Origin of the sequence: Fervidibacillus halotolerans, from assembly GCF_026547205.1 — a bacterium.
Taxonomy (GTDB): Bacteria; Bacillota; Bacilli; order Bacillales; family Caldibacillaceae; genus Fervidibacillus; species Fervidibacillus halotolerans.
On sequence record NZ_CP106877.1, the window covers coordinates 632892 to 646667 of the forward strand.

Below are 13776 nucleotides of genomic sequence, written 5' to 3' on the forward strand. Positions count from 1 at the left end.
TATCGATAACAAAAAAGTTTTGATACAATAGTACATAGTTTGTTTAGTCTTTTTTCGAAACGGTGAAAAAAGTAGGAACGTTTAAGGGATTATATGGGGGCGTTGAATATGGGGATGAATCGTTTGTTACAACTCATGATAACAATGGTCACCGCATCTATAGGTGGATTTGTTTTTCATATTTTACATACACCCCTTCCTTGGGTGCTAGGTGCTTTATCTTTCGTGACGATTTGGCAAGGGTTTTTAAAACAGAAAGTATATTTTCCCATTTTCTTAAGAAACATCGGCTTTATCATTCTCGGATTGTATTTTGGCATGTATTTTACGACAGAAACTTTTCTATCGGTTAAATCGTATTTTATTCCATTCTTTCTTTTGACGTCCATTTTAATTTTTACAAGTATGAAATTAGGGAGCTTCGTTTCGAGATGGATTCCAATCGATGAAATTACGAGCGTTTTTTCCAGTATTCCCGGTGGTCTTTCAGAAATGACGATCGCAAGTGAAGATTTGAATGGAAAATCTTCCTATGTGGCGATTTTCCAGACGATTCGGCTGTTGACCGTTTTATTTATCGTACCTTCCATTATGATGACATTTTATTCTGGAGAGGGAGGGGAAGTTCTACAGGGAAGTATAATCACCAGTTTTGAAGGGAGTCGTTGGAACTATCTTTTTTTCTTTCTCCCCATTTTAACCGCATTATTTTTACAGAATCGGATTCCCGCGGGTGTCATTATCGGGTCTCTTGGTGTAACGGCGATTCTTAGCATTAGTCCGATCTCTTTGCCCCCGATTCCTTCTCCAATTGTACATATGGGTCAAATTTTCATCGGCATAGGGATCGGAAAAAATATTTTCATTGAAGATTTAAAGAAGGCGGGTAAATACGGTTTTGTTTATTTCGGAATTTCTTTGATCATTATTATGATTTCATTTGTTTTTGGAGGAGTTATGGCTTCTTTCAGTTCTTTAGATATGAAAACATCCATATTAAGTTTTGCTCCTGGTGGCTTATTTGAAATGGTTTTAACGGCATATAGTATTGGAGGTGATCCGGCGATTGTCAGTTCACTACAGTTAATTCGAGTTCTTTTAATCATCATGGCAATTCCCCCCCTGTTACGCATTTTTTTCAAAAAAAGATATATCCTTTACGATGAACAGAAAAGAATGGATAAATAAAAAATGCTGCAAACCAACTGCAGCATTTCAAATCGTCATCGTACTGTTTTTAATGATTTTGGATCTTCTGTATCGTTTGATTTCGACAATTCAGCAACCGTTGTTCCTGCAAGTGCAACAAGGGTAAGGACGAAGAAAATTAAGCCGATTGCATAGGAATGGTTGAGACTAAAAACATAGAATACAAAGGAAAAAATTAAAGAAAGCAGGAAAAATGTTCTCAATTTTGCCACCTCTTTTCCGTTTAATCAAATAACCGCCAATTTATTGACACATAACCGACACATTTAATTTATTATTTGTCTTTATTTTAAAATTTAGTGACAAAATTGTAAAGGTATTTGCTCATATTTTAGAAAAAAATGTCCATTTTTTATTTGCGTTTTTTCTTTTCAGGGAGGAGATGATAGTAATAAAGGAATGTTTCAATCGAAGCATCTTCCTTTGATATCGTTTCGATTTTTTTCAATGTCTTTTTAAATTGATGGAGCTGTCGTAAACGTAGTTGAGGGCATTCTGGATTCGTCTTCATCCAGGCATATTCTTCCCCTATGTAAAGGGATGAGTGGTTGTTACAAATGGGGCAGGTGGAAATGGTGTAATTTGGATCAATTTCCCGGAGAAGTAGCTCTTGGTAGTGTCTGTGAAATTTCCCACATTTATCACATTTATATAATTTATTGTATTCAGCCAGCTCAATTTGTTTTGTATAGATCGTATTGGTTATTTTATAACCGATGGATAAAGCGAAAAATACGGATAGTATAAGCCACCACATATGTATTACCCTCCAAGTAAGGAATTCTTTTTCGTTGAAAAATAGTTCCCTATCCTCTATACGATTGGCAAAGGCAAATTGTTTCGGGATTCTTTTTTTACTATACGAAATTAGGTATAATAAAGTCACTTGAAAAAAGTGGATGGTGAAAAGGGTGGGGATCATTCATCAATTCTGTTGATCAAATCGACTCTTAAAAAAATCGTTTTCGGAAGGATGGATAAAGTGAAAATCATCGAGTATGAAATGGAAAAATTAAACGATCCGACTGGAATTCTAGCCGGGGATCGTTTTGAGTTTTTATTGGTCGTACAAGTATGTGAAGACGATGAATTGTATTCAGAAAATGGTTTATACATCAAATTGATTTATTCGTGGGAAGAAAATTTTGGTCGAATTGCTCAATACCAAATTTTTGAAAAAGTGACAGACAAATACTTACCGTATTCATTAGAAGAGGATGAACTTGAAGCAATTAGGCAGTTTTGTAAAAGGGCAATTGGTAATGAATCCGTATAATGGTTTTTCCATTTTAGAAAACCGTTTATTTTATAAATTCTTTTTTTTTTAATATATTTTGCCAATGATTTTAACATGTTTTGGGAGTGAACGAAATGAAATTAAACTTAAGTCCAGCAGCAATCCAATGGTTTAAGAATGAAATGGAATTACAAAAAGGGGATATGGTGAAATTTTTTATCCAAATATACGGATCATCTCCTGTTCAAAAGGGCTATTCCCTTGGCTTTACGAAGGACAATGAACCGATCGATATTGGTGTCCAATATGAAGCGGATGGAATCGTATTTTATGTGGAGGAAAGTGATCTCTGGTTTTTTGATGGTCATCATTTGAATGTGGATTACAATGAGGAAAAGGACGAATTGGAATATACGTATGAAGGGGTCAGTCCCCAAAAGCGATGAAATAGTTTTTTCCTGGTCCACTCAATTTTCCTTTGAACAGTTTCTCCTCTAATTTTGCGATGGCACGGGCAATTTTCCCGATATTTTTCGGGTTGGTTGGCTGGGATGAGTGACCGCCAGTTCCCTCAACTGTCAAGGTCGCTGTGGCAAATCCCTTTTCAGAGATTCCGACAACCCCAACTGGTTGCTCTATCCCAGGAACCATTTGTTCGACAATTGCGCCACCTTCATCTAAAAGGAATTCAAATCAAATGCCCCTTGATTTTAAGGTTTCGGCTATAGCCTTTGCCCTCATTTCTCCACCAATTTCTTCATCGAATCCGAACATAAAATATAGGTCCCTCGCCGGTTGAAAGTTTTCATGGAGTAAATATTGGACGGTTTCAAAAAGGGCGATGACACTTCCTTTATCATCTAATGTTCCCCCACCCCAAATGATGCCATCTTTTACTTTTCCACTAAACGGCACTCTTCCTAATCGGCTTCCGTCCCTTCTAAAACGGGAACCACATCGTAATGTGCTGTAAGCCAAATCGGTTTTTTCACCGAATCTTCCCCTTTCCATTTGAGAAGTAAAGCATATTGATTAATCATCTCTACTTCCAATCTTTCAAAACAAGGGGGTAAGTATTTTTTATAAAATCTAGGAATTGTTTAAATGGTTCGGGTTCAAAAAGAGTTTGATCTTCATAAGAAATGGTTTTATATGTAATTCCCTCTGATAAGTGGGAAACGGCAGCGTCGTCATCTAAAAAAACAGTTGTTTAAACGGGAGTCGGTTGTTTAGAATGAACTGTTAGGGCATTGAAAAGGGTAATGCTGAAAAAGATACCGATTATAGCAAGGATAGAAAAAATCGCTATTTTCATCAGATTTCATTCTCCCAATCATTCATTGATTTAATCGATTCTACAATTTATGAAGGATGAAAAAAACAAAAATATGCGTGGAAAACAAAATGAAATTCATAATCGATTTAGTTGCTAAATATTGATCTTGCTTCTAGATGATTCGTCCTTTCATCCATATTAAAGGATTAATGAATAAAAAAAAGAAAATTTCTAATTAATAAAAATTGTACGTCTATGTTTTTTCTTGTCAATAAGTTCATTCATGAATGGGAGAAAGTAATCGTTTTATTCAGCCCGATTTAATAAATGATTTAATAGCCTTTCATGATCCTCAAAAAACTGTTTCATTAATCGATAATGTCCGGTTTCCTCCAAAGTCGTTTCCACAATTCCTTCTTCTGTAAATTCGATTATCGTTGAATTGGGATAGGCCATGATGATCGGTGAATGGGTGGCGATAATGAATTGGGAGCCTTGTTGGACGAGTTCATCGATTCGTGCAAGCATGGACAATTGACGAGGGGGAGAAAGGGCTAAAGTGGGTCAAAGGAACCGAAGTGGGTCAAAGGAACCGGAACCTCGACCCACAATTTTGTAAAAAAAAGATTAAAACGGTTAACTCTTTCAACTTGATGTGGTATTCTAAACAATATTCATTTGAAATGCTCGAAGATTTAAAGACAAAAGGAAGTATATAATAATGAAAGAAATAGTCGTGTTCCGATGCAATGAGGAAATCGATGCACCGATCGATGTCGTTTTTCAATATTTAAATGAAGATGAAAAAATAAAATTATGGAATCCATTACTAATCGAGAACTTATATGAAGAAAATCGAAATGATCAGGCACAGCCAAAGCCTTCGGGAAAATTTAAAACTGTACAAAAAATTGGAAATCATAAAATTACGGTAGATGTTGAATTAAAGGAATATAACCCACCCTATAAAGTGGTACTCCAATCCCATTCGAAAGAGGGAATTAGTATTACGAAATATTATTTATCCAAAAAGGATACGAAAACCCATCTATTTGTGGAAGAATCGATTATTCCGAGCAATTTATGGTATAAACTTGTGGCAAAATTGTTTAGTAAAGCAGGGCTTATTCCTTTTAAAAAGCAATATAAAAATTTAAAACTGTACGTTGAAACACTATGAATCACTCTGTACATACATAGGGATCCATTGTTTATCCATTCTAGTCAAAAAAAAAGTATCACACTTTCAGGGGGAAAAGAGGATGAACGAACAATTTTACGTAGGATGGGGTACATTAGCATTAATTAATGCAGGTATTGCACAAGGAAAAAACCGTAGTGGTCTAAATTGGTTTTTGCTTTCATTGTTATTAGGACCGATCGCGACGTTTATTTTAGTTGCCTTTATGGAGAAAAAATGAACGGGTAATGGTTGAAAAAGTGTTGTAACATAAAAATTGAATCACTAATGAATTGAAAAATATACATCCCCACTCTGGACCGTTTTAGTAACTCCACATTTTTTGGACATCATTTGTAATTAGAACTTCTACACCGTGGGGGTGTTTCTTTTTTAATTTTCCAAATACGCGGGCACTCATATCAATTTTTGGAATCAGATCTTTCGCAATCTCTTCATCAACGGTTCCAATCAATTGATAGTTGCTGTCATACACCCCAACGGTAGCGACCTTATTTCCTTCTTTCATAATATGGTCGATATAAACATATAGTCGATCGTTCACATTCATTTTCGCCAATTGTTCCGCTTTTAGATCCTTCGATATATCCTTTATATGAACGATTTTGTGTACATACGGTTCCGTCAAATTCCATCCGCAGTTATTACAAAGTTTATGAAGACTATTTTTGTTCACATAATTTCGTTTACGGCAACGTTCACAAGTCATGTATGTGTAGTCTGCCTGTTGTATTTTTGAATTTGGATTTGAGAAAAGTCGGTTCGTTGGATCATCCACTGCTTTTTTCCGTTTTCTGATGAAAATCATCGTTATAAATACAATAAGAAAAACAATGAGAATACTGACACCTACGATATATTTTGTCACTTGACTCCCCTCCTAACACATTTATTTTCTATATGTAATCGTGCTAAAATCGATTTACATTTTTATTAAAAGAAACCGTTTTCATTATATACTTATTATAACATGAAAATAAAATTGACAAAGGTTTCCTTTTCATACAATTATGTGAAAAGAAAATGGAATATTGAAAAAAACCAAAAAACACCATAATTTGGAATAGAAATCCAGTGATACCATCCTTTTTTAAACGAAAAAATCGGTAGCCCCTTTTGATTTGGAAAAGATCCTGATCCTATTTTGGACTTAGCTAAATTTTTAAAAAATACATGTTCATCCTATCTTTGGATAAAATAGACATGATTGAAGCTAGTTGAATGGAGGGGTAGTCAATGGAAGAAATCGAAATTGGTGAAGTGTTTACAATTACTGATGAAAATGATGAAGAACAGGAAGTGGAAGTGATCGCAAAGGCAACGATTGATGGAACCGTTTATGTCGCTGTTAGTTTTGTTGAGGACCTCGATGATGAAGATTCAGATGAAGATATTGACGTATTTTTCTTGAAAATGGATGAAGAAGGAGATTTGGAAGAACTAGATACGGAAGAGGAGTATGAAAAAGTATTTCAAGTGTTTGATGAAATGTTTGAAGATGTTGAATGATTTTCAAAATATGGAACCTTTTTCAGTGGAAATGATGTAACCTGAAAAAGGTTCTTTTTTATCCCCTTTAGGAGACGCAATTTCTTTTGTTTCATGCACTTAGAATTGGCATACAGTTATGAAATTTTTAAGTATATGTATATTGTGTACATTCGCTCATTTTATTCGATTCCTTGTTAAAATAGATAAAAAGGAACTTCAGGGGAAATATACGTTGCAGGTTCATTTGAAGGTAGTGAAAAAATGGCGGTGTTTTCTTTTATGAGTGGGAAGTTTCATTCCTTGAAGAAACTAGGTGACCGAGTAAACGAACATTCACCATACAAAAGGGAAGATATATACATTTGATTCCTATTCAATCGAATTGTTTCCAAAAAATATATGGTTTATTGTTACTTTAGATATCCAAAAAAATGATAAAGTTCAGTACTATTGTAATATACGCATGTTACCTGTTTTTTCAAACAATGAAATAAACTTGATTGTGATCTCCGTACCGTCGATGGTTAATGGTTAATTGTTGTAGATGGGTCTATTCAGTGCAAAGAAAATTCCATATCCTTTAAAAAACGCGTAAAAAATCTTTAAATGAGCTTCTATAAAAATAGAAGAAAATCATTTTCCTTTCACACATATATGAAAAGAATAGGAAATGGAAGGATTAAGAAATAGAAGGGAGGAAAATATGTTTAAGAGTCGTTTTAAATTTGAATTGAAATGACCAAGATTGTTCTTGGAGACCGTACGATTTATAGATCCATTGACGGAACGAAGGGCACGATTAAACATTCCAATTTTTGTCCAAAACGTTATACATAGGAAGAAACAAAAATATTATTGATCCGTTATAAAACGTTCAAGGGAAGAAGAGTCTTTTTATTTTAAAGGAAGTGAAATCATGGGGAAAAGGAAAACGAAGTATTATGTAGTCTGGGTAGGGAAAAAGACAGGTATTTTTTCATCTTGGGATGAATGTAAACAACATGTATTAGGAGTATCCGAAGCAAAGTATAAGTCATTTTCATCTTTGGAAGAGGCAAAACAAGCTTACCATAATGGTTGGGAGAAATACTACGGGGTTTCAAAGGAGAATAAACGATCGCAACAAATAGCTGTTCCGGAAAATAAGGAGAAGACATATATTGAAGAGAGTATATGTGTAGATGCGGCATGTAGCGGGAATCCCGGACAAATGGAATACAAAGGAGTATACACGAAAACTGGAAAAGTATTGTTTCACTACGGCCCGATTCTTGGAACAAATAACATTGGAGAATTTTTAGCAATCGTTCACGCCCTATCCTTTTTAAAGAAGTATAGAAAAGATAATCCGATTTATTCAGACTCCGTAACAGCGATGAAATGGGTGAGAGCGAAAAAAGCAAATACTACCTTAATTAGAAATAAAGATACCGAACGGGTATGGAAACTTATTGAAAGGGCAGAACTATGGCTCCAAACGAACGACTACAATAACCCAATTCTTAAATGGGAGACAGACATATGGGGTGAAATTAAGGCGGATTTCGGGCGGAAATAGAATCTACATTCAATTTAATTATGATTTAAAAATTCGTTCTAGTAATATAATGAATGTAACAAGATTTGAAAGAGGTGTATTCAATGACTATACCAGACTATCAAAGTTTTATGCTACCTTTTTTAAAAATTTTAGGAGATGGACGGAAACATAGTTTGAGGGAAATAAAAACGATATTAGCTAAAGAATGTAATCTTTCCGAAGAAGATATAAAAGAGTTATTACCTAGCGGAAGACAATCAAAATTTGAAAACCGCGTTGGTTGGGCAAGGACATATTTAAAAAAAGCATGTCTTCTAGAAAATGTTGGGAGAGGAGAGTTTGTTATAACTCAACGAGGGCTAGATGTTTTAAAAAGTAATCCTGAATATATAGATGTTAAATTTCTAGAGCAATTTCCTGAATTTATTGAGTTTAGAAATATTAAACATCCAAATAAACAGAATGGGCTGAAAGAAACGAAACCAAATATTCATGATATAGATGAAACTCCTGAAGAAATTCTTGAATCAAGTTATCATACTTTAAGACAAGAATTAGCAAACGAATTGTTGGAACGTGTAAAACAGTGTTCCCCATCATTTTTTGAGAAACTCGTCATCGACTTATTAGTGGCAATGGGATATGGTGGTTCAAGAAATGATGCGGGTCAAGCCATTGGAAAAAGTGGTGATGAAGGTATAGATGGTATTATTAAAGAAGATAAACTTGGATTGGATGTGGTTTACATCCAAGCAAAGCGTTGGGATAATTCGGTGGGACGTCCGATTGTCCAAGCATTTGCAGGCAGTTTGGAAGGTAAAAGAGCAAGAAAAGGGGTTTTTATTACTACGTCAAGATTCACAAAAGAAGCAAGAGACTATGTAAAAGTCATAGAGAAAAAAATCGTTTTAATTGATGGAGAAAGACTTGCTCAATTAATGATCGATCATGATATTGGTGTTTCTGAACAAGCAAGATACATTATTAAAAGAATTGATACGGACTATTTTGGTGATGATGTTTAAATTGTAATAATCTTTAATCTATGTAATCATAGGAAAAACTAAAATTCGAAAATTATTTAATCATTGTTTGATGTACGTTATAGAAAGGGATTTTAGATGCATATGTACTTACTATATTTTAGGATAAAAAATAATTCATTTTAAGAAATGACCAATGAATGTTTATTTACCATTGGCATTGCAAAACATTTAAAAAAAGAGCCTGTATTGATTATACTTCAAATTTTGGAATGTGAAGTGTGATAAACATAAACGAACTTTCTTGCGGTAATCTGATTGGAAATGGTTTTGTTGAGGTTATCATGTTTTTCTCTGGAAAATATGGTGATAAACCTTAAATATAAGGAGGTGATTTAAATGGCAAACAACCGAAAACCAAACCAACTGATCCATGAAAAATCCCCTTATCTTTTGCAACATGCGTATCAACCTGTCGACTGGTATCCATGGGGGAAAGAAGCCTTTGAAAAGGCAAAAAGGGAAAATAAACCACTACTTGTGAGCATCGGCTATTCAACTTGCCATTGGTGTCACGTGATGGCCCGTGAAACCTTTGAAGATGAAGAAGTGGCAAACATATTAAATGAACGGTTTGTGGCGGTAAAAGTTGATCGGGAGGAGCGCCCGGACATTGATTCCATCTATATGAAAGTATGTCAAATGCTCACCGGTCAAGGAGGTTGGCCCCTTCACGTATTTATCACACCGGATCAAAAACCGTTTTATGCCGGTACGTATTTTCCAAAGGAGAGTCGTTTCGGTCGTCCAGGGTTTGTCGATGTGTTGTTACAATTGTCTCAAATTTATCACCATGAACAAGAAAAGATCGAAAAGACGACAACAAGAATTGTGGAAGCAATCCATCAAAAGGCGAACCGAAATAAAAAAGGGGAGCTGAAATCCTCAGTTCTTCATCAGGCATTCCATCAACTATCCAATCTGTTTGACCCAATTTATGGTGGCTTTGGTCAAGCACCGAAATTTCCCACACCGCATATGTTACAGTTTTTACTTAAATATTACGTATGGACAAAGGATGAACATGCCTTATATATGGTGAATAAAACACTTATGCAATTGCGTAAGGGAGGAATTTGGGATCATATTGGCTTTGGGTTTTCAAGATATTCGACAGATCCCATGTGGTTAGTTCCCCATTTTGAAAAAATGTTGTATGATAACGCCCTTTTACTGTATACATTTTCAGAGGCTTATCAGCTGACAAAAAATCCACAATATCAAAGGATTGCCGAACAAATCATTACATTTATTGGAAGGGATATGCAACATGAATCGGGTGCTTTTTTTTCTGCAATTGATGCAGATTCCGATGGGGAAGAGGGGAAGTTTTACGTTTGGACAAAACAGGAAATCATCGAAATTCTCGGGCAAGAACTCGGTGAAACCTTTTGTCACGTGTACGGTATAACGGAAGATGGGAATTTTGAAGGGAAAAATATACCGAATCTAATTTTTACGAATAAAGAAAAATTGGCAAAATACAATCAAAAATCGTTGAAAGACCTCGAATGGAAACTGGAACAAGCGAGGAAACTCCTTTTAGAAAAACGAAGTCAAAGACCGTTCCCCCTTGTGGATGATAAAGTACTCACTGGATGGAATGCTCTCATGATCGCTGCCCTTGCAAAAGCTGGAGCGGCTTTCGATCAGGAATCCTATATCCAAATGGCGAAAAGGGCGCTCGATTTTATCGAGCATCGGTTAATTGTCGATGGAAGGGTCATGGTACGTTATCGGGATGGTGAAGTGAAACAAAAGGCGTTCATCGACGAGTATGCATATCTTCTTTGGGCGTATATCGAAATGTATGAAGGGACATTTGATATAACGTATTTGCATAAAAGTAAACAACTTGTAAAAAAAATGATGGATCTTTTTTGGGATCAAGAAAGTGGTGGCTTTTTCTTTACAGGTACTGATTGTGAGACAATGCTTGTTAAAGAAAAAGAAATTTATGATGGTGCACTTCCTTCAGGAAATAGTGTAGCGGCTTTTTCCTTTTTGAAATTGAGCAGACTAACAGGGAATATAGATTTATATAAAAGAGTTCAAGGAATGTATTCTGTATTTAAGGAAGAAGTGGAACAAAACCCAATTGGTCATACCTTTTTCTTACAAACTATTTTAATGGAACAATTTCCACCAAAGGAAGTTGTCATTATTGGTTCGAAACATTGTAATAAAAGAAAGAAATTATTGAAACAAATCCAGCAAGCGTATACTGTTAACCTATTTTCATTAGTAGTGGAAGATCCAAAAGATTTGGAACAGGTGGCTGAATTTGCCAAACATTATCGTCCAATCAATGAAAAAACGACGGTTTTTATATGTGAAAATTTTGCCTGTCAACAACCAACGACCAATATAGAAGAAGTTCGTACATTCTTGAACGTATAAAATGGGATGTTTTATAACTGCACTTGTTCAATTTCCATTTAATAGTAAATAAATGGAAATCTCGCCCTTGAACGTCAGCTTAGGGCAACTTTTCTCGTCATACAATGAAAAACAACTTGTATTGTCTTTTCAAATGGTGTACAATTTAAACATGAGTTCATTAAACAAACAATTGTTTAATGGCAAAAATCGGTTCGTTCGTTTTAAACGAACTAAATCCAACACGGAAGGGAAGGCTATGAACGAAAAGGAACGGCAAATATTCGAATTGATTCAAGGAAATCCGTATATTACACAAAATGAATTGGCACAAAAGTTGCAATTATCAAGGCCGGCTGTGGCAAATTATATTTCTTCTTTAATGAAAAAGGGATATATTGTCGGCAGAGCTTATATCGTCAAAGAAGATGGGAAAATCGTCTGTCTAGGCGGTGCGAATGTGGATAAAAAGATGGTCATTCAAGGGAAAATGCAAATGTACACGTCCAATCCGGTTAAGTCCTATAAAACGGCGGGTGGAGTCGCTCGGAATGTGGCAGAAAATTTGGGCCGGCTCGGCGTAAACGTATCCCTCATTACCGCTTTCGGAGACGATTCGGAAGGTAAATGGTTATTAGAAGAATCGGAAAGATGGATGGATATTACCCCATCTTGGACCGTTCCCAACGCATCTACTGGGAATTACACGGCTGTTTTAAGTAATGAAGGAGAAATGATTTTGGCCCTGGCGGATATGGATATATATGACCAAGTTGATTTTTCCTTTATCGACTCCCGTTGGAACTTTATCGGCTCATCTTCATACGTTTTTTTGGATACGAATTTTCCAAAAGAAACGATCGAAAAAACGATTGAACGATGTAATCAAGAAAACATTCGACTTTGTGTCAACCTCGTTTCGGCACCGAAGGCAAAAAAATTGCCGGATGAGCTCCATGGGATTACGTTACTGATTGCCAATCGGGATGAAGTAGAAGCAATCACCGGATTTAATCTCGAAATCCAATTGGAAGAAGCTGTATCCCAACTATTGAAAAGGGGTGTCGAACAGATGATTATCACCTTTGGAAAGGAAGGAGTTCGTTATTTTTCCCAATCTGAGGGTAGCGGCCACCTTCCTGCTCCAAATGTCGATGTAAAAGATGTAACTGGAGCGGGGGATTCTCTGGCTTCAGGTGTCCTTTATGCATTGAACAAACAAAAGGATTTAAAAACTGCTTGCCGTTACGGACTCGCTTCTTCCTACATCACGTTACAATCGAATGACACCGTTGCGAGAGAATTAAATGGAGCATATCTTGAAAAAATTTATACAGAGCTATTCGAAAAAAATGATTGATTGGGATTAAAGATTCATCCAATCGTGCAAAAGGAATCAAACCTTTCCTAAAGGAATAACACACTGAAGAAAGAAGGAGCATGGAAAATGGATTTGCAAAAATGGATCGTTTACTCAAAGGAAGTACAAGAAGCAAAAGAACAAGGTCGACCGATTGTAGCATTAGAATCAACGATCATCTCCCATGGGATGCCGTACCCCGCAAATGTGGAAACGGCTCTTGCAGTCGAAGAGATTATTCGCGAAAAAGGTGCAACACCTGCCACTATCGCAATTATCGAGGGGAAGATTCATATTGGCTTAACAAAGGATGAAATTGAATTTTTAGCTAATTCTTCAAACATTGAAAAGGCGAGTCGGAGAGATTTACCTTACTTACTTATGAAAGGAAAACACGGAGCAACAACGGTCGCAGCAACGATGATTTGTGCAGCACTTGCGGGAATTAAAATTTTTGCAACCGGGGGGATCGGTGGGGTTCACCGGGGCGCAGAAACGACGATGGATATTTCAGCGGATTTGGAAGAGCTGGCCAATACGAACGTTGCTGTAGTTTGTGCCGGAGCAAAATCGATTCTTGATCTCGGTTTAACGTTGGAATATTTGGAAACAAAAGGTGTACCTGTTGTCGGATACAAAACGGACGTTTTACCAGCCTTTTACACTCGGACAAGTCCGTACCCTGTCGACTACCGAATTGACTCTCCGATCGAATTAGCAAAGATGATCGAGACAAAATGGGGACTCGGATTAAACGGTGGAATTCTTATTACGAATCCGATTCCGGAAGAACATTCCTTGGAAGAATCATTCATTAATGGAATTATCGAAAAAGCATTGGAAGAAGCGAAAAAAGAAAAGATTCATGGAAAAAAAGTCACCCCATTCTTATTAAGTCGTGTAAAGGATCTAACGGAAGGAAAGAGTTTGGTTGCCAACATTGCGTTAGTGAAAAACAACGCCCGACTCGCCGCTGAAATTGCTGTCAATTTCACGAAGGAATGATAAAAGTATATGACCTGGTTTCTGTCAAAAAAACG

16 protein-coding genes and 1 pseudogene are annotated in these 13776 nt (G+C 36.0%); 11 read left to right on the forward strand and 6 right to left on the reverse strand.

From position 1 onward, the window contains the following. The first annotated feature begins 108 nt into the window (after positions 1 to 108). Positions 109 to 1188: an AbrB family transcriptional regulator gene (locus tag OE105_RS02970; protein WP_275421248.1), complete on the forward strand. Its 1080-nt coding sequence runs from the start codon at positions 109 to 111 to the stop codon at positions 1186 to 1188. Between the two features lie 35 nt (positions 1189 to 1223). Here the strand turns inward: OE105_RS02970 and OE105_RS02975 are convergent, their stop codons facing one another. Both OE105_RS02975 and OE105_RS02980 read right to left on the reverse strand, forming a co-directional pair. Continuing rightward, entirely contained in the window at positions 1224 to 1412 is a 189-nt protein-coding gene (locus OE105_RS02975) for a hypothetical protein (protein WP_275421249.1), read from the reverse strand. Positions 1413 to 1561: 149 nt separating this feature from the next. Beyond that, positions 1562 to 1966 (reverse strand): hypothetical protein, encoded by a 405-nt coding sequence (locus tag OE105_RS02980; RefSeq protein ID WP_275421250.1) that lies wholly within the window; start codon positions 1964 to 1966, stop codon positions 1562 to 1564. Positions 1967 to 2182: 216 nt separating this feature from the next. Here OE105_RS02980 and OE105_RS02985 point away from each other — a divergent pair, with 216 nt between their 5' ends. After that, on the forward strand, positions 2183 to 2485 hold the full coding sequence (locus tag OE105_RS02985) for a DUF6509 family protein (RefSeq protein ID WP_275421251.1): 303 nt from the start codon (positions 2183 to 2185) through the stop codon (positions 2483 to 2485). A gap of 95 nt (positions 2486 to 2580) precedes the next feature. After that, on the forward strand, positions 2581 to 2892 hold the full coding sequence (locus OE105_RS02990) for a HesB/YadR/YfhF family protein (RefSeq protein WP_275421252.1): 312 nt from the start codon (positions 2581 to 2583) through the stop codon (positions 2890 to 2892). On the opposite strand, the gene OE105_RS02995 is transcribed toward OE105_RS02990, so the two are convergent. The 3 genes and pseudogenes from OE105_RS02995 to OE105_RS03005 form a co-directional block, all read right to left on the reverse strand. Then, positions 2873 to 3097, reverse strand: a complete 225-nt coding sequence (locus tag OE105_RS02995; protein WP_275421253.1) for a peptidase dimerization domain-containing protein — start codon at positions 3095 to 3097, stop codon at positions 2873 to 2875. The genes OE105_RS02990 and OE105_RS02995 overlap by 20 nt on opposite strands. A gap of 42 nt (positions 3098 to 3139) precedes the next feature. Continuing rightward, positions 3140 to 3361, reverse strand: a complete 222-nt coding sequence (locus OE105_RS03000) for a M20/M25/M40 family metallo-hydrolase (RefSeq protein WP_275421254.1) — start codon at positions 3359 to 3361, stop codon at positions 3140 to 3142. Between the two features lie 667 nt (positions 3362 to 4028). Beyond that, a pseudogene (locus OE105_RS03005) lies at positions 4029 to 4286 on the reverse strand (AAA family ATPase); the annotation flags it as partial. 157 nt (positions 4287 to 4443) lie between these two features. On the opposite strand from OE105_RS03005, the gene OE105_RS03010 reads away from it, so the two are divergent. Both OE105_RS03010 and OE105_RS03015 read left to right on the forward strand, forming a co-directional pair. Further along, positions 4444 to 4902, forward strand: coding sequence for an SRPBCC family protein (locus OE105_RS03010; RefSeq protein ID WP_275421255.1), 459 nt, complete (start codon positions 4444 to 4446; stop codon positions 4900 to 4902). Positions 4903 to 4984: 82 nt separating this feature from the next. Next, on the forward strand, positions 4985 to 5143 hold the full coding sequence (locus OE105_RS03015; protein ID WP_275421256.1) for a hypothetical protein: 159 nt from the start codon (positions 4985 to 4987) through the stop codon (positions 5141 to 5143). 84 nt (positions 5144 to 5227) lie between these two features. On the opposite strand, the gene OE105_RS03020 is transcribed toward OE105_RS03015, so the two are convergent. Beyond that, positions 5228 to 5791 (reverse strand): hypothetical protein, encoded by a 564-nt coding sequence (locus OE105_RS03020; protein ID WP_275421257.1) that lies wholly within the window; start codon positions 5789 to 5791, stop codon positions 5228 to 5230. Positions 5792 to 6159: 368 nt separating this feature from the next. Here OE105_RS03020 and OE105_RS03025 point away from each other — a divergent pair, with 368 nt between their 5' ends. From OE105_RS03025 to OE105_RS03050, 6 genes are all read left to right on the forward strand, one after another. Then, positions 6160 to 6432, forward strand: a complete 273-nt coding sequence (locus tag OE105_RS03025) for a DUF1292 domain-containing protein (protein WP_275421258.1) — start codon at positions 6160 to 6162, stop codon at positions 6430 to 6432. Between the two features lie 898 nt (positions 6433 to 7330). Beyond that, positions 7331 to 7972 (forward strand): ribonuclease H family protein, encoded by a 642-nt coding sequence (locus OE105_RS03030; RefSeq protein ID WP_275421259.1) that lies wholly within the window; start codon positions 7331 to 7333, stop codon positions 7970 to 7972. An 83-nt stretch (positions 7973 to 8055) separates the two neighbouring features. After that, positions 8056 to 8979 (forward strand): restriction endonuclease, encoded by a 924-nt coding sequence (locus OE105_RS03035; protein ID WP_275421260.1) that lies wholly within the window; start codon positions 8056 to 8058, stop codon positions 8977 to 8979. A 357-nt stretch (positions 8980 to 9336) separates the two neighbouring features. Continuing rightward, positions 9337 to 11397, forward strand: a complete 2061-nt coding sequence (locus tag OE105_RS03040; protein ID WP_275421261.1) for a thioredoxin domain-containing protein — start codon at positions 9337 to 9339, stop codon at positions 11395 to 11397. A 238-nt stretch (positions 11398 to 11635) separates the two neighbouring features. Continuing rightward, positions 11636 to 12736: a carbohydrate kinase gene (locus OE105_RS03045; protein ID WP_275421262.1), complete on the forward strand. Its 1101-nt coding sequence runs from the start codon at positions 11636 to 11638 to the stop codon at positions 12734 to 12736. Between the two features lie 87 nt (positions 12737 to 12823). Next, a complete protein-coding gene (locus OE105_RS03050; protein ID WP_420842563.1) occupies positions 12824 to 13741 on the forward strand; it encodes a pseudouridine-5'-phosphate glycosidase in 918 nt (305 codons plus the stop codon). Positions 13742 to 13776 lie beyond the last annotated feature (35 nt).

Bases quoted from the DNA above. Each gene is read 5' to 3' on its own strand.
- OE105_RS02985 (WP_275421251.1), top strand. From the start codon at position 2,183: ATGGATAAAGTGAAAATCATCGAGTATGAAATGGAAAAATTAAACGAT.
- OE105_RS02970 (WP_275421248.1), top strand. From the start codon at position 109: ATGGGGATGAATCGTTTGTTACAACTCATGATAACAATGGTCACCGCA.
- OE105_RS02995 (WP_275421253.1), bottom strand. From the start codon at position 3,097: ATGGTTCCTGGGATAGAGCAACCAGTTGGGGTTGTCGGAATCTCTGAA.
- OE105_RS03030 (WP_275421259.1), top strand. From the start codon at position 7,331: ATGGGGAAAAGGAAAACGAAGTATTATGTAGTCTGGGTAGGGAAAAAG.
- OE105_RS03025 (WP_275421258.1), top strand. From the start codon at position 6,160: ATGGAAGAAATCGAAATTGGTGAAGTGTTTACAATTACTGATGAAAAT.
- OE105_RS03040 (WP_275421261.1), top strand. From the start codon at position 9,337: ATGGCAAACAACCGAAAACCAAACCAACTGATCCATGAAAAATCCCCT.
- OE105_RS03035 (WP_275421260.1), top strand. From the start codon at position 8,056: ATGACTATACCAGACTATCAAAGTTTTATGCTACCTTTTTTAAAAATT.
- OE105_RS03045 (WP_275421262.1), top strand. From the start codon at position 11,636: ATGAACGAAAAGGAACGGCAAATATTCGAATTGATTCAAGGAAATCCG.
- OE105_RS03050 (WP_420842563.1), top strand. From the start codon at position 12,824: ATGGATTTGCAAAAATGGATCGTTTACTCAAAGGAAGTACAAGAAGCA.
- OE105_RS03010 (WP_275421255.1), top strand. From the start codon at position 4,444: ATGAAAGAAATAGTCGTGTTCCGATGCAATGAGGAAATCGATGCACCG.
- OE105_RS03015 (WP_275421256.1), top strand. From the start codon at position 4,985: ATGAACGAACAATTTTACGTAGGATGGGGTACATTAGCATTAATTAAT.
- OE105_RS02990 (WP_275421252.1), top strand. From the start codon at position 2,581: ATGAAATTAAACTTAAGTCCAGCAGCAATCCAATGGTTTAAGAATGAA.
- OE105_RS02980 (WP_275421250.1), bottom strand. From the start codon at position 1,966: ATGTGGTGGCTTATACTATCCGTATTTTTCGCTTTATCCATCGGTTAT.